Here is a 19,834-nt window from a genome sequence, read left to right as displayed (position 1 = left end):
CGTCCCCCGAGACCCCGATGGTGACCCCTTCCGGCACCCGCGCCCTGATCTCGCGCACGCGCGCCGCGGCGGCACCCGCCCCCTCCGGCACGCCGGGGAGAAGTCCCGGACGATCAATGTGACGACGAAGAACCGCGGCGTCCTCTACGACGTCCTCACGATCTCGATCGGCGGAGACCTCGCACGCGTCTTCGTCCCGCAGACGGTGAAGCCGCGGCAGGCGGCGCCCGTCCCGGTCATCTGGTTCATCCACTCAGCGCAGGCCGACCACACGTCGCTGTCCAGCGTCTTCCAGTACCCGGCCGAGCTCGCCGTCGAGCGGGGCGCCATCGCGATCTGCCAGACGCTCGGCGGCACGGTCTGGACCAACGACACCGCGCAGAAGCACCAGCGGAACGGCTACGCCTACCTCTCCGGCCAGTTCCCGATCGCCGCGAGCTACCTCTGGGCGATGTCAGCGGGCGGGGCGCTCGCCTGCGAGAACTACGGCGCCCGGGTCTTCCCGGGGATCAACGGCTTGTACCTGGTCAACGGCGTCTACGACCTGCGCGACACCTACAGCCGCACCGCGCGAGGCCGCTTCTCGATCGGCGGCGCCTTCGACGGCAGCACCGCTCAGATCGACTCCCACAACCCGAAGCGGCTGCCCGCCTCCGCCTGGGCGGGCGCGAACATCCGCGCCGTGGTCTCCGACACGGCGCACCCGGACCCGAGCGTTCCGCCCGCTCTGCACGGACTCGCCCTCGTCTCGCGAGCGACACCGACGGCGAGGGAGGCGACTGTGCGGACGCACGGGCTCGGCCACAACGCGCCGTCGTGGGTGAACCAGGACGGCATCGACGCGATCTTCCGCTGGCACACCGGGCAGGGCTCGGCGCCCGCTCCCGCGCCCACCGCGACGCCGACGAGGACTCCCACTCCGACGGCGACGCCGACGAGGACTCCCACTCCCACGGCGACGCCCACCCCCACCAGGGCGCCGGTCGTCGTCCGCCCCTCACCCGCCGGCGGCTGGGACTTCGATCAGGCGGACGCCCCGTACGCGGGAGGGGCGGGGTCTCCGTTCCGACCGCGCTGAGCGGTCGTCAGCCGCTCCACCGGGAGGGCGTGCCGAAGGCGGTGCTCCGCGGCGCCCTCTTCCGGACAGGGCCGCTAGAGGACATTGTCAGCGGCGGGACGGCCGTGCCACGGTTCGAGGGCGGCCGATGAGGGCCGTCCCGACCGAAGGCAGCACATGCGCTCCAGCACCGTCCCTCGTCCTCCCGCCGTCGAGGACGGCACGTCGCAGCCGCGGGATCCAGGGGCGGCACGACGGCTCCGGCGGGGCCTGCTCGGGCTGACCGCCACCGTCGCGCTCCTCGTCGGCGCCGCTGTCCCCCTCGCGGCGGTCGCCGCTCCGTCGGCCCCGGTCCTCGGGGTGGCGGCCTGGGGAAGCAGCGCCGACGGGAAGACCACGGTCCCGGCCGGAGTCGAGGGCGCCCTCTCCCTCGCCGCGGGTCGGACCCACAGCCTCGCCGCGAACGGCGACGGCAGGGTCGTCGCCTGGGGCCGCGGTTCGTCCGGGCAGACCAGCGTCCCCGAGGGTCTCACGGGGGTCGTCGCGGTCTCCGCCGGCGACTACAGCAGCCATGCTCTGAAGAGCGACGGGACCGTCGTCTCCTGGGGCTACGACGGCGACGGACAGGTCTCGAGGAGCGCCGCGCTGACCGGGATCGTCGCGATCTCGTCCTCCCGCGACAACAGCCTCGCGCTCGGCAGCGACGGCACCGTCACCTCCTGGGGCAGCAACGGGCTGGGCGAGGGCCTGGTCCCGACCGGGCTCGGAGACGTCACGGCCATCGCCGCGGGCCAGCGCCACAGCCTCGCCGTGTCCGGCGGCAGGGTGGTCGCCTGGGGCTGGGACCTCTACGGGCAGACCGACGTCCCCGCGGGCCTCGAGGGCGTGGTCGCCGTCGCGGCGGGAGAGACCCACAGCCTCGCGCTGAAGGAGGACGGCACCGTCGTCGCCTGGGGTGCGAGCTCCGACTCGGTCGTCGTCGACTACGGCCAGACCACGGTGCCGGAAGGTCTGTCCGGAGTCGTGGCGATCGCCGCCGCGTCGGACTACAGCCTCGCGCTGAAGGGCGACGGCACGGTCGTCGGCTGGGGCCGGAGCTCGGCCGGGCAGCTGCAGTTCCCCGCGGGTCTCGCCGGCACGACCGCTCTCGCGGCCGGACCCGATCACGTCCTGGCCCGGGGCCCGCGTCCCGTCCTGACGGCGGATACTCCTCCCGCGTCCGGGTCGCTCGGAGCGGCCGTCTCGTACACCTTCGCGGCCGACCGCCCCGCCTCGTTCGCGGTCGCCTCCGGCTCCCTCCCCGACGGCCTGACCCTCAGCGCGTCCGGACTCCTCTCCGGCACGCCGACGACCGCGGGGACGTCCACCTTCGCCGTCTCCGCACGGAACCCCTTCGGGGCCACCGTCGGCGCCACGCACACCTTCGCCGTCGCGGAGACGACGGTCGCGCCGACGCTGGCGGGCGACCCGCCCGCCGCGACGGTCGGCACCCTGTACGACTTCGACTACAGCGTGACGGGCACCCCCGCCCCGACGGTCTCGCTCGTCTCCGGCCGGCTCCCCGCGGGCCTGAGCCTCGATGAGCGCGGCGGCCTGACCGGGACGCCGACCACCGCCGGCCGCTCCACCTTCACGCTGCGGGCCTCGAGCACCGCCGGGAGCGCGGAGACCACCAGCACCGTCGTCGTCTCCCCCGCGGACGCGGCACCCGCGATCTCGGGCACCCCCGGGGCGGGCGTCGTCGGCACCCCTTACGACTTCGCCTACACCGTCGCGGGCTTCCCCGCGCCGTCAGTGGACGTCTCCTCCGGTGCGCTCCCGCCCGGCCTCACCCTCACTCCGGCCGGACGCCTGTCGGGGACTCCGTCCGAGGCGGGCACCTTCGCGTTCACGCTGGCGGCCCGCACCGGCACCGCCTCCGCGGAGACCACCAGCACCGTCACCGTCTCGTCGCCGACGGTCGCGCCGACCCTCTCCGGGACGGTCGCGGCGGGCGTCGTCGGCTCGGCCTACGACTTCCGCTACGCGGTGAGCGGCACGCCCGCCCCGTCGGTCTCCCTGGTCTCCGGCGCACTGCCCGCCGGGCTCACCCTCGACGCGACCGGGCGCCTCTCCGGGACGCCGACCACGGCCGGCACCACCACCTTCAGCATCCGGGCCGTGAACTCGGCGGGCACGGCACGGGCGACGAGCACGCTGACGGTCTCGCCTAAGCAGGTCGCGACGAAGGCCGATCTGCGCGTCGACCTCTCCGGGCCCGTCTCGGCGGTGAAGGGGAGGACGCTCACCTACACCCTCATCACGACGAACGCCGGTCCGGCCCCCGCGGCGTCGGTCTTCTCGCAGGTCGTCCTGCCCGCGGGCGTGCAGTTCGTCTCGGCGACCGGCTCGTACACCAGGGTCGGGAACGTCGTGGTGTTCCAGCGGGTCGGCCTGGCGGACGGGCGGACCGTGTCGGAGAAGATCACGGTGAGGGCGACCGTCCCGGGCACGGCGACCGCGCTGGGAGCGGCGTTCTCGACGAAGACGCCCGACCCGTCGATCCGCAGCAATGCGGACACGGCGAGCACGACGATCCGCTGACCGCGGGAGCGTGACGGCGGGCGGTCCCTCGAGGGCCGCCCGCCGTTCCGCGTGCCGGGAGGGTGGAGGTCCGGCACGCCCGCGCCTCGTCTCCGACCGCTAGCCGACCTGAGGGCGGTAGAAGCGCACGACCGGGAGGGCTGCCGTCGGCGTCTCGCGCACGACGATCTCGAGGCGCTGGATCAGGGCCGGGACGGTCGGCGTGGTCTCGAACCGGCACTCGAGCTCCCCGTCGCGGCCCGGCAGGAGGAAGGCCGCCTGCGCTGCGGAGGCGCTCCAGAGCAATCGCTCTGCCAGCGGCCGCGCGGTCGGGTCCTCGGCGAGCCCGCCGATCTCCGCGATCGCCGTGCCGAGGCGGCGAGCGCGCACGTCGGCCGGCACATCGCTCAGCAGGTTGGGGCTGAACAGGGCGCCGCTGCCCGGCTCCCCCGCCCGGGCGAGGTCTCCCGCGACGATCGCGGCCTCGACGGCGGCGGCCGCGGCGAGGGTCGACGGGAGGAGGGCGATGGTCCGCGCCGGCGGAGCGGTGTCCTCGAGGGCGGCGCGGAGCAGTCCCGTCGCGGCGGCGGCGAGCTTCGCCCCGTTCGCGGTCGCGAAGACCACGGCCCCCAGGCCCGACTCCAGATGCCAGCGCATGTTCGACGACCAGCCCGGCAGGCCGCCGGAGTGGTGGGCGATCCCGCCGAAGCGGACGTCGTGCTCGACGACCAGGCCGAACCCGTAGGCGGAGCCGTCGAGCGTGCTCTCGACGGCGCGAGGGATCAGCGCGGGGACCGGCGTCCAGCCGCGCTGCATCTCGCGGCGGGAGGCGCGGCTCAGCACCGGATCGTCGTCCGCGCCGTCCTCGCCCTCGAACGCGGAGGAGAGCCAGCCGCTCCAGCGGGCGATGTCGCCGACCGTGCTGAACATGCTCGCCGCGCAGGCGCCCGCTCCGGTGCCGGTGACGGGGCGGGGCACCCAGGTCGCTCCGTCGTCGAAGGTGCTGAAGCCGGCCGCCAGGTCGGTGCCGTCGGGGTAGTGGCCGCTGTCGTAGCGCGTGTCGTGGAGACCGAGCGGCTCGAGGATCGTCCGCGTCGCGAAGGAGGGGAAGTCCTCGCCGGTCGCGTTCTCGACGAGCACGCCGAGCAGCCAGAAGCCGATGTTGGAGTACTGGTAGACCTCGCCCGGCCGCTCCGTGAAGGTCAGCCCGCGGCCGACGACCTCGAGGAACTCCTCCCGCGTCAGAGCCATGACGTCGTCGGCCCAGCCGTTGTCCTCCGGGAGCCCCGAGCAGTTGCTGAGGAGCATCCGGATCGTCACGGGCAGCGTCCGGCCCGCGGAGTCGACCGGATCGGTGAACTCGGGAACGTGATCGGCGATGCGGTCGTCGAGGCGGAGCAGCCCGCGGTCGCGCAGGATCAGCACCGCCGCCGCCTCGAAGCTCTTGGACATGGAGGCGATGCGGTGCACGGTCCCGGGCCCGGGAGCGGCCCCGTCGAGGCGGTGCTCGCCGCGGCCGTGGTGGACGAGCAGCCCGGTGCGGTCGAACAGGGCCCAGCTCAGCGAGGGGGCCGGCGGCGCCTCCTCGTCGAACCACCGGGCCAGCCGGTCCTGGAGCGGCGGGGAGAGGAGCGTCGGCCGAGGGAGCGTCATGCCCTCATCCTCCCGCACGCGGCACAGGCCCAGGCGGAGGAGCAGATCCGTCGAGCGCTCGTCCTGGTCCGGCGGACGGACGAGTCCCGTCGAGAGCCCGAGCGACCACCGTCACCTGCGAGCCGGACGAGGAACTTCTCAGGTCCTCTTGCGTGTCGCAGGCCCGGAACCTAGTTTTGTCGAACCGGTTCGAAGCACTGTTGCTCCGACCCCGGACCGACGCCCGCCGTCGTCCGGCCGGCTGTCCCCACAGAAAGTGACCAGCGTGACAACGATGTCCTCCCCGAGGCGCGGCACCCGCTCCCTCGCCCTCGCGCTGAGTGCCGCGACACTCGCCGCCCTCGCCGTCGCTCTCCCGAGCGCCGAGTCCGCCTCCGCGGCCGACACCACCGTCCCCGCCGACGCGCTCATCCTCCAGTACGACTTCGAGCAGGGGCAGGTGTCCGGATCCACGGTCGCCGACCTCTCGTCGAAGAAGCTCGACGGCACCGTCGTCAACAGCGCGAGAGCGACGTACGTCGCGGGTCGGAAGGCCGGTACGACGGCGATCGACCTTCCCGGGGGCGCGGCGGACTCGACCTCCGCGCCCTACCTGACCGTGCCGAACGGGCTCTTCCAGGGCGTGACGCAGACCACCGTCTCCGCCTGGACGAAGTGGTCCGGCACCGGGGGCTTCCAGTGGCTGTGGTGCCTGGGCATCAGCCCCGACGCCGCGTCGGCCTTCGCTCCGTCGTTCGACGGCGGCAGCGCCCGCGCGATCATCAAGCAGCTGAAGGACGGCGGCGAGACCGGGGTCTCCAGCTCCTCGCCGCTGCAGAAGGACCAGTGGGTCAACGTCACCGCGACGATGGACGGCACGACCGTGACCCTCTACCTCAACGGTCTGCAGGTCGCGACGGCTCCCGCCTCCGTCGATCTCGCGAAGCAGCTCTACTCCGCCTCCGCCTCCAAGAGCGGCAACATCGGCCGGGCGCTCTGGAACGTGCACCCCTACTTCGACGGAGCGATCGACGACTTCCGCGTCTACAACCGCGCCCTGACCGCCGCTCAGGTCCGGGGGCTGGCGGGCGACGCCGCGCCGGCCGTCACCGGCGTTCTCTCGACGAGCGTCGCGGTCACTACCGGCATCGGCGTCGCGCCGGCCCTGCCGGGGGTCCCCGCCACCTACTCCGACGGCGTGAACCGCGACGCCCCGGTCACCTGGGAGAGCGTCCCCGCTGCCGCCTACGCGAAGCGCGGAACCTTCACCGTGAAGGGCACCGTCACCGGCCTCGGCACCGCGGTCACGGCGACCGTCACGGTGCGCGCACTCGACGAGATGACCATCGACCTCGGCACGAGCACCGGAGAGTTCATGGGCGGCGCGTCCGGCACCCTCTACGGGGTCTACGGCGAGGGCCTCCCCTCCGACAACCTCCTCGAGGGGATCGACCTGCGCACGGTCTCGACCAAGGCGCAGGACGGGCCGCAGCACCCGGGCGCCGACGCGCTCAGCGTCGCGAAAGCCGTCGCCGACACCTCGGACGGCGACACCTACATCTACATGACGGACATCTACCGCGGCTTCCCCTACGAGTGGCCGGGCAGCACTCCCCAGGAGAAGCTGGCCGACTACCAGGCGAAGATCGCCACGCAGGTCGACCAGGTGCTCGCGCTCCCCGAGGAGTACCAGGACAACATCGTGTTCGTGCCGTTCAACGAGCCCGAGGGCAACATGTTCGGCAACGGGAAGTGGAGCTACGACGGGAAGAGCTGGCTGGAGGACCCGACCGCGTTCTTCGCGGCCTGGGACAGCACCTACGCGCTGATCCGCGACAGGATGCCCGACGCCCGCATCGCCGGACCGAACACCAGCGTCCTCTACGACCAGGTCCGCGGGTTCATGACCCACACGCTCGAGCAGGACACCGTCCCCGACGTGATGACCTGGCACGAGCTGAGCGCCCCGGGTGAGATCCGCACCAACGTCGACCGCTTCCGGGCCTGGGAGGACGAGCTGTACGCGGGCACGTCCTACGCCGGGAAGCACCTGCCGGTGAACCTCAACGAGTACGCCTTCAACTACCACACCTCCGTGCCCGGCCAGATGGTCCAGTGGATCAGCGCGCTCGAGGACAAGAAGGTCGACGGCGACATCGCCTACTGGAACATCGACGGCAACCTCTCCGACTCCGCGGTGCAGGCCAACCGCGCCAACGGCCAGTGGTGGCTCCTCAACGCCTACGCCTCGATGACCGGCGACACTGTCGCGGTCACGCCGCCCAAGCCCGGCCAGAGCTACACCCTCCAGGGCGTCGCGACCCTCGACACCGCCGCCAAGCAGGCGAGAGCCCTCTTCGGAGGCGTCGGCGGCTCGCAGAAGGTCGCGTTCGAGAGCGTCCCGGCCGCCACCTTCGGCTCGAAGGTCCACGTGGAGGTCAGCGAGATCCGCTGGACCGGCCAGGTCGGCGACTCGGGAGCCCCGCAGACGGTGAAGGAGTTCGACGCGTCCGTCGTGGACGGCGCCCTCTCGCTGGACTTCGGCGGATCCCTCCCCGCGCTCGACATCGACTCCGCCTACGAGGTCGTCCTGACCCCGGGCGCCAACGCGTCGTCGCCGTCCGCCTCGCCCGTCGACTTCCGCCAGAAGTACGAGGCCGAGGACGCTCGCTACACCGGATCGCGGAACCTCAACGGACCCGAGGGCTCGCCGACCAACGTCGGCGGCTTCTACACCTCGGGTGGACGCAACGTGGGCGGGATCCGCACCGGCGGCGACCTGAAGCTCGACTTCGCGGTCACCGTCCCGAAGGACGGCGAGTACGACCTCAGCGTCTTCGCCAACTCCCTCAACACCTACGCCGCCAACGCCCAGCAGGGCCCGATCAACGCGTTCCTGAGCGTCGACGGCGCTGCGGAGCAGGAGATCCTCCTTCCGCTGGCCTACAAGTTCGTGGTCTGGGACCACGCGGACACGAAGGTGAAGCTGACCGCCGGCACCCACACGATCTCGCTCGCCGCGAAGAACCTCGCCGGCACGAAGTCGACCGTGGGCGACGCGATCGTCGACAAGATCGAGCTCTCCCTCCCCAGCGCGGCCGCCGCGACCTCGATCCACGAGGCCGAGACCGGCACGCTCGAGAACGGAGCGACGGCCGACTACTCCCGCACCGGGGTCTCCGGATCGGGCACGGCGATGCTCACCAGCGGCGCCTCCACCACTGTCTGGGGCTACTCCGCGAAGGACGCGCCGTCCTCCGTGACGGTGGACACCCTGGGCGGCGGCACCGGCGACCTCTACGTCAACGACGTGAAGGTCGGGCCGGTGGGCGCGAGCTCGACCCGTCAGGTCTTCCTCTCGGGCGGCGTGAACAAGATCGAGGTCGTCGGCACGAGCGGCACGCTCCTCGTCGATCGGATCGTCATCGGAGCGAGCGCGAACCCGCCCGCGACGACGAGCTACGAAGCGGAGGCGGCCACGATCACCGGCCCCGCCACTGTCCGCGACCTGTCCTTCGCGTCGGGCGGCAAGGCCGTCGGGAACATCGGCGGCGGACGCGACGGCGATTCGACCCTGACCTTCGGCGACGTGAAGGCCGAGCAGGACGGGACGTACGCGCTCACGTTGCGCTACTCCAACGAGGAGCAGTCCCCCGCGACGCACTACAACCCCGACCCGCTCGCCCGCCACGCGGACATCACGGTCAACGGAGTGACGCAGCGCGTGCTCTTCCCGCACACGTTCCACCAGAACCAGCTGTGGGACCTGAGCGTGCCGGTCACGCTCAGGAAGGGCTCGAACACCATCGCGATCACCTCGAAGGAGCTCCCGGGCTTCGACGGGACGACCTACCTCTCCGACACCTTCCCCGGCGTCCTGCTCACCTCGCAGTACGCGCCCAACATCGACAGGATCTCGGTCACGCCCTTCGTCGGACGGACCGCGGGCTTGACGGTGACCGGCACGGCGGCCTCGCGCTGCACGGCGGGGAAGGTCACGATCACGGGGACGGCGACCAACACCAGCGCGGTCGCCGCTGACATCACGATCGGTTCGGCCTGGGGCACGAAGACCTTCACCGGGGTCGCTCCCGGCAAGACGGTCTCGGCCGCCTTCAGCACCCGCGCTGCGAGCGTCGGAGCCGGCGCTCTCGACGTGCGGATCGCGGGGACTGTCGACGGCGCTGCGGCGAGCGGATCCACGGCACCGGCCTACGGTGCGGCGCGCTGCGGCTGATCCGTCCAGAACGCGCTGACGCGGCCGGGCTCCTCGTGCGCCCGGCCGCGTCGGCGTGCCGTCGGGACCGGACGGGCCGCGACGGGGACGAGCGCGCCGTGGACGAGCAGAGCGCCGGAGCCGGAGCGTCCGGTCCTCGGGCAGCGGACGCGGCGCCCGAGTTGCGTGCGCCGCGCCGCACTGCCACTCTCGACACGGTTCGAGCGGGGGTGGAGATGGCCACGATCGGAGACGTCGCGAAAGCGGCCGGGGTCTCGCGCAGCACGGTGTCGTACGTCCTCTCCGGCAAGCGCAGCATCTCCCCCGAGACGCGCAAGCGGATCGAGGACGCGATCGCCGAGCTCGACTTCACGGTCAACGCCGGAGCACGAGCGCTCGCCACGCGCCGCACCATGGCGCTGGGCCTGCTCGTCCACTTCGACCCGGACGAGTTCGCACCCGCGATGGTCGAGTACGTGCTCCCCATCACGGCCCGCGCCCGCGAGCTCGGCTACGACGTGCTGCTGGCCACCGAGGCCGACGGGGCGGCTGCGGTCCGCCGGCTCACGCGCTCCGGCCAGGTCGACGGACTGATCCTCCTGAGCGTCGCGGACGACGACGACCGGCTGCCCGTCCTGCGCGCCTCGCGGCGGCCCGGTGCCGCCCTCGGCGTGCCCGCGGACGCCTCCGGGGTGGACGTCTTCGACCTCGACTTCGGCGACGCGGCCCGCCTGCTGATCGAGCACCTGGGCGCCCTCGGGCATCGGAGCATCGGTCTCATCACTCCTCCTGAGCGCGTCTTCGACCGCGGAGGCACCTACGGGCTCCGGTTCCGCGAGTCGGCTCTCGAGACCGCCGGCCGGCTCGGCATCGAGCTGGTGCTGCGCCCGGCCGCCACCGCCGCCGACGCCGTCGAGCCGATGGTCGCGGCGTTCCTCGATCACCACCCCGGTCTCACGGCGCTGGTCGTCCACAGCGACCGCACGATCGCGATGCTCCCGGCGATCCTCGGCCGACGGGCCGTCGTCGTGCCCGAGCAGCTCTCGGTCGTGAGCCTCTACTCGGCGGAGTTCGCCCGCGACTTCTCACTCCCCTACAGCTATGTCGAGACCGGCCCCGCCGAACTCGGCGCACACCTGGTGGACACCCTCGTCGAGCGGATCGAGCAGCCGTCCCGCGGCGAGGAGCCGTCGATCCGCCTCCTGCCCGCCCGGCTCGTCGACCGCGGGAGCGCCCGCGCGGTCTGAGCACCGCTCCGAGGCGCCCGAGGCCGCTCAGAAGCGCGAGGCGACCTCGTAGAGGACCTCGTCGTCGCCCGCGTAGATCCCGTCCCGGCGCGGCCAGTGCGCGATGACGTCCGTGAAGCCGAGCTCCTCCGCCCGGCCGGCCATGTCCTCGAACCGGGCGACGCTCTCGAGGGAGTAGTCGCTCCCGGAGTCGAGGGACAGGTGGCGCTCGACGGTGCGCGGGTCGCGCCCGGCCGTCTCGAGCGCTGCGTCGAGCCGCCGGGAGAGAGACGCGATCGCCCGCCACCACTCCTCGCTCGACACTCCCTCCGGGCCGGTGGTGACCCAGCCCTGCCCGCGCTCGGCGACGAGCGCGAGGCCCTTCGGCCCGTTCGCGGCGAGGACGAGCGGGACGCGAGGGCGCTGCACGGGCTCGCCCACCATGCGCGCCGAGCGGGCGGTGAACCACTCCCCCTCGAGGTCCACGCCGCCCGAGCCGGGCTCCTCGAAGCGCAGCAGCGCGTCGAGGGCCGAGACGAACTCGGAGAAGCGCTCGTGCCGCTGCCGGGGCGAGTACTCGGGCTGTCCGAGCACGCGCGCATCGAAGCCCGTGCCGCCCGAGCCGACCCCGAGGACCGTCCGACCGCCCGAGATCTCGTCCAGCGTCGCGATCTCCTTGGCGAACGGCACCGGGTGGCGGAAGTTCGGGGAGGCCACGAACGTGCCCAGCCGGAGCGTCTCGGTCACCATCGCAGCAGCGGTGAGGGTGGGGACGGTCGCGTGCCACGGCTCGTCGGCGAGGGAGCGCCAGGAGAGGTGGTCGTACGTCCACGCGTGGTCGAAGCCCAGGCCCTCGGCCGACTGCCACTTCCGGCGGGCCTCGGCCCACGGGTCCTGCGGGAGGATGACGATGCCGTGTCGCATCGTCCGAGTGTACGAGCGCAGTCGGGTCAGAGCGCGGCGGGCGGCACCGGGGGCGGATCGGGCACCTCGTCCACGACCGAGCGGGGGACCATCAGGGTCGGCATCCGCACGCGCAGGCGCAGCGGTTCCCGCTCCTCCAGGCCGAGCAGCTCGCGGGCGGCGCTCCGCACCTGCCGGGCCAGCGCCGGGTGCACGGCTCCCGGGTCCTCGAACGCGGCGACCAGCTCGCGCAGCACTCGGGTGGTGCTCCGCGGGTCGCCCTTCTGCCTGGGCATCGGATCGGCCCCTCACTCTCGGCACGGCCGTCAGGGTCCCGGCGGTGCAGCGGATGTCTCGCGCCGACGGTAGGGCCGGGGACGGCGCCGTGGCACTGAGGTTGACAACGGGAGCGCCCGGCGGATCGCCGTGCGGAGGGGGCGGTCCTGGCGTGGGCGGTCCTGGCCTGGGCGGTCGTGGCGTCGGCGGACGACCACCGCCCGGAGAGCCTGCTTCCGTGCCCGCGCCCGTCCGGTCGCGGCTACTCTCGGGGCGTGATCACGACGACGGAGCGGGTGGACGACTGGATCGGGGGCTGGTGCCGTGCACGCGGCGTGCAGCGCGTCCGCGAGGACGGGGCCTGGCTGGTCGACGTCGGAGCGGAGTCCCGCACGCGGGAGCGGATCCTGGTCGATCCGTCGCCCTCCGCGCTGCAGCAGGGCGCCGAGCGGACAGCGGGCCCCGCGGAGTGGCTGACGATCGTGGGAGTGGGCGACGACGCCCGCCTCGCGCCCGCCGCCGGGCTGGAGCTCGTCGCGGGCGACGAGAGCCTGATGGCGGCGCTCCTCGGCCCGGGTCGCACCGTCGAGGGAGCCGTGCTCGAGGCCGCCGACGAAGTGGCGACCGTCCGGCTGCTGGTCGAGGGAGTCGTCGCCGCCCGCGGCAGCGCCGCCGTGAACGGGACGGTGGCGGTGCTGGACCGGATCGAGACCGATGCGCGGTTCCGCCGGCGCGGGCTCGGGCGGCAGGTCGTCGATTCCCTCACCGCCTGGGCCCGCGTCGAGGGCGCCCGGAGCGGTCTCCTCGTCGCGAGCACGGACGGCCGCTCCCTCTACCTCGCCCTCGGGTGGGAGGTGGTCGCGCCGGTGCGCATCTGGCGCGGAGCCGCACTCTGAGGCCCACGACCGGGCGGCTCGGTCGCCGGATTCAGCTCCTCCGCCGATCGTCCCTCCGGGAATGCACGTCCACGTGATTCCGGACCGGATCCGGTGCCTCTCCGGAGAGAGAGAGGCACCGGACTCCCGCCCTCCTCGAAAAGGCGGCGGAGAACGACGGGACGATCGTGATCCGGTCAGTGGACCGGCTATGGCCACCCGGCGCACCCTCCCCGGAAGAGGGACATGCTTCATCGACCACACGGCGTGATCCGATAAGCGGAACATCCGCTTCTCGGACTCGTGTCACGGCATTCGGGACATCAGCCGAGGGCGCCCTTCTCGGCGGAATAGAGCTGCTTCACCTGCTCCGCGGTCAGCGCCCGGTCCCACACCCGCAGTCGAGCGAGGGAGCCGGCGAAGCGGTTGATCATCGTGCCGTCCCGGCCGACCGCTCCGACCACGAAGTCGCCCGGAGCCGCGTTGAGGCCGTCGGGATAGACGTAGGGGTTCTTCGCGTAGGTCGCGCCGAGCTTGTCGGTGTAGACCGGGTACGCGGTGGCGGCGCCGTCGAGGTACGAGACCGCGACTGCGCCGTCGTACGTCCCGACGTGCAGCTGCCACGTCCCGCGCGTGATCCGGCGGGGCTCCACCGAGTAGTCGCGCGAGTAGGGGTAGCCGGGCGTCGGCCCGCCGAGCTTCGAGACGTGCATGCACACCCGCTCCCAGCCGCCGTACTCGGGGAGGTTGTTGAACAGTGCGTAGGAGCGCAGCGGCCCGACCGTCGACTCCTCCCAGACGCCCGCGATGCAGGCGCCGTCCGGGTCGGAGTTGAGCACCCACGCCGCGATCGTCACCTGGCCGGTCGAAGCGCCCAGGTTGAGCGGGCCGACCTCGCCCTTGGGGACGAGGAGGTGGTCCGTCGTCCCGTTGAGGGCGACTCCGGTGCCGAAGGGCGTGGCGACGGCGCGGGCGGAGGAGCCGGCGCCCTGCCGCAACGCCGGAGCGCCCGCGACGGCCGAGGCGAAGGGGGCGGCGCTCTCGGCGAAGGACCACTCCGCGATCGGCGTGGGCACGCTGACCGTGGGGACCGGGGCGGCGTCCCCGACGACGAACGCGTCGAGGATCAGGTTGGTGCCGCTCGCGGCGGGGTTGCGCCCGCTCCCGCGGCGGATCGTCACCGTGTGCGGCCCGGCCGCGAGCTGCCCGCTGCTCCAGACCGTCTGCTTCGACCGCGTCGCGGCGCTGTAGCGGTCGACCGACGCGACCTTCACGCCGTCGAGCTCGACGTCGTTGATGCCGGACGAGCCGGTCAGGCGGCTGATCCAGCTCACGCTGGTGCCCGTGAAGGCGAGGGTGGCGGAGGCGCCCGCGGTGGTCGAGTAGGCGATGCTGCCGCCGCTGTCCGTGCTCGCCGTGAGCGTCGACCAGGTGCCGGTCGTGACGATCGGGGCGGAGCCGTTCTCGTACGTGCCCGCACCGGGAAGGGTCGTCGCAGGCGGAGGCGTCGCGTCTTGGACCACGAAGGAGTCGAGCAGCAGGTTTGTCCCGGTCGAGGCCGGATTGCGGCCGCTCCCGCGGCGGATGGTCAGCGTGTGCGGCCCGGCGGCGAGCTGTCCGCTGCTCCACACCGTCTGCTTCGAGCGGGTGGACGCGCTGTAGCGGTCGACGGACGCGACCTTCACCCCGTCGAGCTCGACGTCGTTGATCCCGGAGGACGACGTGAGGCGGCTGATCCAGGCGATGCTCGTGCCGGTGAAGGCGAGGGTCGCGGAGGCGCCGGAGCTGGTCGAGTAGGCGATGCTCCCGCCGCTGTCCGCCGTGGCCTTCAGGGTCGTCCAGGTGCCCGTGGTGGCGATCTGCGCGGAGCCGTTCTCGTAGGTGCCCGCGCCGGGCAGCGTGGACACGGGGGGAGTCTCGGGCGCGGGCTCCGTCTGCGGCACGGGGCCCTCGGCGATCCAGCGCTGGAAGGTGTCGATCATCTCCTTGTTGGTGAAGCTCGGGACCTTGTGGCCGTCGGTGCCCTCCCCCGGGTGGGTGCGCAGCGTCGCCTCCTTCGCCAGGGGCAGCGCCGCGGCGTGCAGGGCGGCGCCGTGCAGGGCGAGCGGCACCATGACGTCGTCGGGCGATCCGGTGATCCTCAGCCGGGCGCCGCGCCACACCGACGCGGGCAGTCGCGCGGGATTGGTGGCGGCGATCGCCGCGGCGTCCGCGTACTCGGGGCCGATCTTGTCCGGCTCGCTCGCCGCGCGCTCCTCCATGTCGTAGGAGCTGCTGCAGAGGTACGCGCCCCGGATGTTCGGCACCATCCGCTTCCCGTAGGCCCAGGTCAGGAGCGGCCCGCCCCCGGAGTCGGAGCGCAGGAGGCTCGCGTCGATCCGCCACACCGACGAGGCCCAGGCGACGACAGCGGCCTGGATCTCGATCGCCCGCGGGCTCGACCAGATGCTGCCGCCGTAGGTCGGGCAGATGCTGACGATGCCGCGGTCCACGGCGAGGTCGGCGGAGTAGGCGAAGGCGCTCGAGAGCGCCGTGTGGGTGCCGTTGCGGGCGTGGTAGTACCAGAGCATCGATGCGCCCCTGGTCTGCGACGGAGGTGTCGCGTGCGGCACGAACAGGCGCGCCCGGTCCCCCGCGACGACGACGTCGATGATCTCGTAGCGCTTCCCGCCCGTCTTCGACGTGGCGGTGGACAGGCGCGAGACCTCGCCGGGCAGTCGGGGCACCGCGGTGAGGTCGCCGGCCGCGAGGGCCGGCGTCGCGAAGGCGATCGCGCCCGCGCCCGCGACGGATCCGGCGAGGATCGTGCGGCGCGAGAGAGCGGAGAGGGCCTTCGCGCCCGATCGGGAGCCGGTGCGGGAGGAGTCGGCGGAGTCGCCGACTGCAGTGTCCTGAGGAGTCACGGAAGAGAGAGCCTTTCCGATCGTCACCGTTACTGGTACACCGATCGAAAGAGGAGGAGAAGGCGTTCAGTGAACGAGCGGCAGTGCTCGCGATACCGATGCGGATCGCCTTCTCCTCGAGAAGGAAAGGGAAGCCGGACCAGGCTAACAGGGGGATCGAGAAGCGGTTCAGTATTTATACCCACCGCTTCATCCATCGAAAAGAGAATGCGCGAGGAGTCGATTGTCCGGTCGCTTATCGTCCCTTCTCCGGTGACACGACTCCTGCCGGACACCGCTGTCTGGCAGGATGCCCCCGTGTCGCAGACGGGTCGGCCGCAGCGGGGCGGCGCCCTCCCCGTGCTCCTCGTGTTCCTCCGCCTCGGGCTGACGTCGTTCGGCGGGCCGATCGCGCACCTCGGCTACTTCCGTGAGGAGTTCGTGGTGCGCCGCGGCTGGCTGACCGATCGCGCGTACGCCGACCTCGTGGCGCTGTGCCAGTTCCTCCCCGGACCCGCGTCCAGCCAGGTCGGGATGGCGGTCGGCCTGCAGCGCGCGGGACTCGCAGGACTCGTCGCCGCGTGGTGCGGATTCACGCTCCCCTCGGCGATCGCCCTGGTCCTCGTCGCCGGTGTCGTCGTCGGCGCGGGCGACGTCGCCGCCGCCGGCTGGCTCCTGGGCCTCCAGGCAGCGGCGGCCGCGGTCGTCGCGCAGGCCGTGCTCGGGATGGCGCGCACACTCGCACCGGACCGCCGCCGCGCGACGATCGCCGGCGCGGCGGCCGTCGCCGTGCTCCTCGCCCCGGAGCCCTCGCTGCAGGTGGCGGTGATCGCGGCGGCGGGCCTGGCCGGCGTCCTGTGGCTGCGCCGCGAGGAGGCGGCTCCGGACGACGGCCCGGGCTTCGCGGTCCGGATCCCGACGGCGCTCGCGGTCTCGGCTCTCGCCCTCTGGGGACTCCTCCTGGCCGGCCTCCCCCTGGTCGCCGCGCTCACCGGCGAGGGAGCGGCAGGTCTCGCCTCCGTCTTCTACCGCGCGGGCGCTCTGGTGTTCGGGGGCGGGCACGTCGTGCTTCCTCTGCTGGAGGCGCAGACGGTCGGCGCCGGCGCGGTCGGGCAGAGCGAGTTCCTGGCCGGCTACGGAGCGGCGCAGGCGGTCCCCGGCCCGCTCTTCACCTTCTCCGCGTTCCTCGGCGCGGTGGGCGCGGGGACGCCGGACGGCGTCGCGGGGGCGTCGATCGCGCTGGTCGCGATCTTCCTGCCGGGCGCGCTGCTCGTGATCGGCGTGCTCCCGTTCTGGCAGCGGCTGCGGCACCTGCCGGTCGCGCAGCGGGCGCTGGCCGGCGTGAACGCCGGCGTGGTGGGACTGCTCGGAGCGGCCCTCTACGACCCGGTGCTGACCGAGGGCATCGGCTCGACCGGTGCTCTGGCGCTCGCGATCGGCGCCTTCGTGGCGCTGACGCGCTGGACCGTGCCCCCGTGGATCGTCGTCCTCGCCGCCGCGGGCCTCGGCGCCCTCCTCCTCTGACTCCCTCGGGGGCGATGATCGGGTCCGGCCCTGGCAGGCTGGAGGCATGAGGGCACGGGGGACGACAGCGGCACTGGTGACGACGGCAGCGGCGGGGCTCCTGCTGCTGGGCGGGTGCACCGCCGGCGGCGGGGCCGACACGGGCGCCACGGCGTCCGCACCCGCCTCGCGGACGCCGAGACCCGCCATCACCGACCTGATCACTCCGAGCCCGACCTCCTCCGCTCCGCCGACCGCCGAGCCGGTCGGCACCGTGGTCGACGCGGGGCCGGTCGGCGAAGGAGTCCCCGCTACCGTCTCGGGCACGGGGCCGGCCGACGTGTCGTTCCAGCGGCAGGGCGAGTTCGCGGTCGTCCTGAGCCTGGACTGCTCGGCCTGCACCGGCACGGCGATCGTCACCGCCGCGGGCCGGATGTCGCCCTTCGGCGAGGCCGCCGCCCCGATGACCGGCTCGTTCCTGACCGGCTTCTTCCGCGACGACCCCGTCGATCAGCAGGTGATCGTCCGGGCGGAGGGGCCGTGGACGCTCGGCCTCCAGAGCTGGAACGACCTCGCGACGGTGAGCGGGGCGCAGTCCGGCACCGGCCCGGCCGTCCTCTTCTTCTCGGACGACGTCCCGCGCGTGACGGTCGAGTACACCCCGGCCGGACCCGACGACTCGTTCTCGGGCCGGGTGTTCACCACCTCCGACCAGCCGCAGCTGTTCGGCGACACCGGTGCCTTCTCCGAGGTGTTCGACGCCGATCTCCCCGGCGTGATGGCCGTCCAGACCGAGGGCACCTGGACCGTCACACCGACGCCCTGACCCGGGGTCGCGACGCACCGACCGCGGAGTCAGGGGACGGGCGCCCCGTCTGCCCAGACCCGCCGCACGCGGAGTGACGCGTCGAGCAGGACGACGTCGGCGCGGTACCCGGGAGCCAGCAGGCCGAGGTCGCCACGGCCGAGCACGCGGGCGGGAACGGCGGTGAGGGCGGCGACGGACGCCTCCAGCCCGAGACGGCCGGGTCCGACGGCGTGCCGCAGCGCCTCGTCCTGCGTGAGCGTGGATCCGGCGAGGACGGCGGTGCCCGCGAGTCGGGCGACTCCGCCGAGCACCTCGACGTCGAGCGGGCCGAGGCGGTGCGCACCGTCGCCCGCCCCTGCCGCCGCCATCGCGTCGGTGACGAGTGCGATCCGCCCGGGAGCCGCCGCGAACGCGAGCCGCGCCACCTCGACGTCCACGTGCCTGCCGTCGAGGATCAGCTCGAGCGCGACCCGCTCGTCGCCGAGGGCCACCGGGATCGGGCCCGGGGAGCGGTGGCCGATCCCGGGCATGGCGTTGAACGCGTGCGTGACCAGCCGGGCTCCGCGGTCGAACGCGGCCCGCGCCTGGTCGGCGTCCGCCTCGGTGTGGCCCACCGCGACCACCGTGCCGGCGCCGACGAGCCGCTCCACTGCTGCGAGGGCTCCCGGCAGCTCGGGCGCGAGCGTGATCTGCGCGAGCCGTCCGCGGGCGGCGTCCAGCAGCCGGTCGACCGCGCCGGAGGAGGGGTGCGCGAGAGCCGCGGGGTCGTGCGCACCGCTGCGCAAGGGCGCGAGGAACGGGCCCTCGAGGTGCGCGCCGAGCACGAGCGGGTCGACGGCCGCGAGGGCCGAGACGGCGTCCAGCGAGGCCTCCAGCTGCTCCAGCGGCGCCGAGACCAGGCTGACCAGCGAGCGCGTGGTGCCGCGGCAGCGGTGCAGCGCGAGGCCTGCGCGGATCGCCTCCACTCCCCCGTCGAAGCCGTGACCGCCGCCGCCGTGCACGTGGAGGTCGATGAAGCCCGGGACAGCGGTGAGGCCCCGCGCGTCGTGCAGCTCCGCCCCCTCCGCGGACCGGCGCCAACCGGAGCCGGTGCCGGTCGCCGTGATCGCGCCGTCCCGCGCGAGGAGCCAGTGGTCCTCCACCGACCCGGCCGCGTCGACCTTCCGTGCGCTGTGGATGATCAGCGCGGCGTGCGCCATGCGGTCGTCTCCTGGGGTGTCTGTTCCGGATCGGCGGGGAGTCCGCTCCCACCCGACGATGGCACAGCCCCCGACGGTCGAGCCTCTCCGACACCGATCACCGCGCCACCCGAGCGCATTCCGCGCCTCCGCGTCACGAACAGGGACCTCGCGCGTCTCCTCTGCATGCCTACCCTGGACACCCGAACCCCCGCCCCCCGCCCCGCCGCGTCCCGCCGGCCGCTCGACGTCTTCGCCATCGCGGCGGCCGCCCTCGTCAACGAGCGCTACCTCGATCGGCGCTTCACCGTCCCCCGCCTCGCCGCCGAGCTGCGGATGCCCGCCCTGCTGCTACGGCTGCGGTTCCGCCGCTGCTACGGGCTCGGCCTCGACGAGCACCTCGCCCTCCGCCGACTCGAGCTGGCCGCCGTCCTGATGGCGAGCACCCCCGTGGGGCTCGGCGGCCTCGACCGCATCGCCCGGTGCTCCGGCTACCGCGGCACCGCGGAGCTGGACCGCGATCACCGGAGGCACCGCCGGTCCTCCGCGCTGGGCGCCTGGTTCCGGGCCGCCCCGCGTCCCGAGCGCGACCCCCGTCCGGGCACCCGGCCCGAGGAGGAGTTGCTCGCCGCAGCGCCGGGCGCCACGACGCCGGCCCGCCTCAGCAGCGCCCGCTCGGCACCGGTCACCCCCCTGAGGCGCCGCGCCTGAGCCCT

The 19,834-nt window shown here is 73.4% G+C and carries 13 protein-coding genes; 8 read left to right on the top strand and 5 right to left on the bottom strand.

All coding sequences use genetic code 11. The annotated features are described in order from the left end of the window. The coding region (locus tag C5C24_RS17775) for a hypothetical protein (protein ID WP_219812809.1) at positions 1–1,078 on the top strand (1,078 nt) is incomplete at its 5' end. 156 nt (positions 1,079–1,234) lie between these two features. Further along, positions 1,235–3,640 (top strand): putative Ig domain-containing protein, encoded by a 2,406-nt coding sequence (locus C5C24_RS02000; protein ID WP_104304167.1) that lies wholly within the window; start codon positions 1,235–1,237, stop codon positions 3,638–3,640. Between the two features lie 99 nt (positions 3,641–3,739). Here the strand turns inward: C5C24_RS02000 and C5C24_RS01995 are convergent, their stop codons facing one another. After that, the gene (locus C5C24_RS01995) at positions 3,740–5,272 is read right to left on the bottom strand and encodes a serine hydrolase (RefSeq protein WP_104304166.1); all 1,533 of its coding nucleotides are present in this window, start codon (positions 5,270–5,272) and stop codon (positions 3,740–3,742) included. A 274-nt stretch (positions 5,273–5,546) separates the two neighbouring features. Here C5C24_RS01995 and C5C24_RS01990 point away from each other — a divergent pair, with 274 nt between their 5' ends. After that, the gene (locus C5C24_RS01990) at positions 5,547–9,488 is read left to right on the top strand and encodes a LamG-like jellyroll fold domain-containing protein (RefSeq protein WP_104280585.1); all 3,942 of its coding nucleotides are present in this window, start codon (positions 5,547–5,549) and stop codon (positions 9,486–9,488) included. A 215-nt stretch (positions 9,489–9,703) separates the two neighbouring features. After that, positions 9,704–10,714, top strand: coding sequence for a LacI family DNA-binding transcriptional regulator (locus tag C5C24_RS01985; RefSeq protein ID WP_104304173.1), 1,011 nt, complete (start codon positions 9,704–9,706; stop codon positions 10,712–10,714). A gap of 27 nt (positions 10,715–10,741) precedes the next feature. Here the strand turns inward: C5C24_RS01985 and C5C24_RS01980 are convergent, their stop codons facing one another. Together C5C24_RS01980 and C5C24_RS01975 are read right to left on the bottom strand one after the other, a co-directional pair. Next, entirely contained in the window at positions 10,742–11,617 is an 876-nt protein-coding gene (locus C5C24_RS01980; RefSeq protein WP_104304165.1) for an LLM class flavin-dependent oxidoreductase, read from the bottom strand. 26 nt (positions 11,618–11,643) lie between these two features. Continuing rightward, a complete protein-coding gene (locus C5C24_RS01975; protein ID WP_146082496.1) occupies positions 11,644–11,892 on the bottom strand; it encodes a hypothetical protein in 249 nt (82 codons plus the stop codon). Between the two features lie 255 nt (positions 11,893–12,147). Here C5C24_RS01975 and C5C24_RS18155 point away from each other — a divergent pair, with 255 nt between their 5' ends. Next, positions 12,148–12,768, top strand: a complete 621-nt coding sequence (locus tag C5C24_RS18155; RefSeq protein WP_219812808.1) for a GNAT family N-acetyltransferase — start codon at positions 12,148–12,150, stop codon at positions 12,766–12,768. A 302-nt stretch (positions 12,769–13,070) separates the two neighbouring features. Here C5C24_RS18155 and C5C24_RS01965 read toward each other — a convergent pair whose 3' ends face one another. Beyond that, positions 13,071–15,650: a LamG-like jellyroll fold domain-containing protein gene (locus C5C24_RS01965; RefSeq protein WP_104304164.1), complete on the bottom strand. Its 2,580-nt coding sequence runs from the start codon at positions 15,648–15,650 to the stop codon at positions 13,071–13,073. Between the two features lie 297 nt (positions 15,651–15,947). Between C5C24_RS01965 and chrA the strand changes: the two genes are divergently transcribed. After that, positions 15,948–17,153: a chromate efflux transporter gene (chrA, locus tag C5C24_RS01960; protein ID WP_258065007.1), complete on the top strand. Its 1,206-nt coding sequence runs from the start codon at positions 15,948–15,950 to the stop codon at positions 17,151–17,153. A 46-nt stretch (positions 17,154–17,199) separates the two neighbouring features. Beyond that, positions 17,200–17,958, top strand: a complete 759-nt coding sequence (locus C5C24_RS01955; RefSeq protein WP_146082495.1) for a hypothetical protein — start codon at positions 17,200–17,202, stop codon at positions 17,956–17,958. Positions 17,959–17,987: 29 nt separating this feature from the next. Here the strand turns inward: C5C24_RS01955 and C5C24_RS01950 are convergent, their stop codons facing one another. After that, positions 17,988–19,139 (bottom strand): N-acetylglucosamine-6-phosphate deacetylase, encoded by a 1,152-nt coding sequence (locus tag C5C24_RS01950; RefSeq protein WP_104304161.1) that lies wholly within the window; start codon positions 19,137–19,139, stop codon positions 17,988–17,990. Between the two features lie 165 nt (positions 19,140–19,304). Here C5C24_RS01950 and C5C24_RS01945 point away from each other — a divergent pair, with 165 nt between their 5' ends. Next, positions 19,305–19,829 carry a hypothetical protein gene (locus C5C24_RS01945; RefSeq protein WP_104304160.1) on the top strand — a complete coding sequence of 175 codons (525 nt, stop codon included), beginning with the start codon at positions 19,305–19,307 and terminating at the stop codon, positions 19,827–19,829. Positions 19,830–19,834: the final 5 nt, after the last annotated feature.

This window comes from Rathayibacter sp. AY2B3, assembly GCF_002931755.1.
Lineage (GTDB): Bacteria > Actinomycetota > Actinomycetes > Actinomycetales > Microbacteriaceae > Rathayibacter.
The sequence above is the reverse complement of the archived record's forward strand: the minus strand, read 5'-3'. Positions and strand labels throughout refer to the sequence as shown.

What these genes read in the sequence shown, in the direction of transcription:
- C5C24_RS02000 (WP_104304167.1), top strand. Translation starts at nt 1,235, where the DNA reads ATGCGCTCCAGCACCGTCCCTCGTCCTCCCGCCGTCGAGGACGGCACG.
- C5C24_RS01995 (WP_104304166.1), bottom strand. Translation starts at nt 5,272, where the DNA reads ATGACGCTCCCTCGGCCGACGCTCCTCTCCCCGCCGCTCCAGGACCGG.
- C5C24_RS01990 (WP_104280585.1), top strand. Translation starts at nt 5,547, where the DNA reads ATGTCCTCCCCGAGGCGCGGCACCCGCTCCCTCGCCCTCGCGCTGAGT.
- C5C24_RS01985 (WP_104304173.1), top strand. Translation starts at nt 9,704, where the DNA reads ATGGCCACGATCGGAGACGTCGCGAAAGCGGCCGGGGTCTCGCGCAGC.
- C5C24_RS01980 (WP_104304165.1), bottom strand. Translation starts at nt 11,617, where the DNA reads ATGCGACACGGCATCGTCATCCTCCCGCAGGACCCGTGGGCCGAGGCC.
- C5C24_RS01975 (WP_146082496.1), bottom strand. Translation starts at nt 11,892, where the DNA reads ATGCCCAGGCAGAAGGGCGACCCGCGGAGCACCACCCGAGTGCTGCGC.
- C5C24_RS01955 (WP_146082495.1), top strand. Translation starts at nt 17,200, where the DNA reads ATGAGGGCACGGGGGACGACAGCGGCACTGGTGACGACGGCAGCGGCG.
- C5C24_RS01950 (WP_104304161.1), bottom strand. Translation starts at nt 19,139, where the DNA reads ATGGCGCACGCCGCGCTGATCATCCACAGCGCACGGAAGGTCGACGCG.
- C5C24_RS01945 (WP_104304160.1), top strand. Translation starts at nt 19,305, where the DNA reads ATGCCTACCCTGGACACCCGAACCCCCGCCCCCCGCCCCGCCGCGTCC.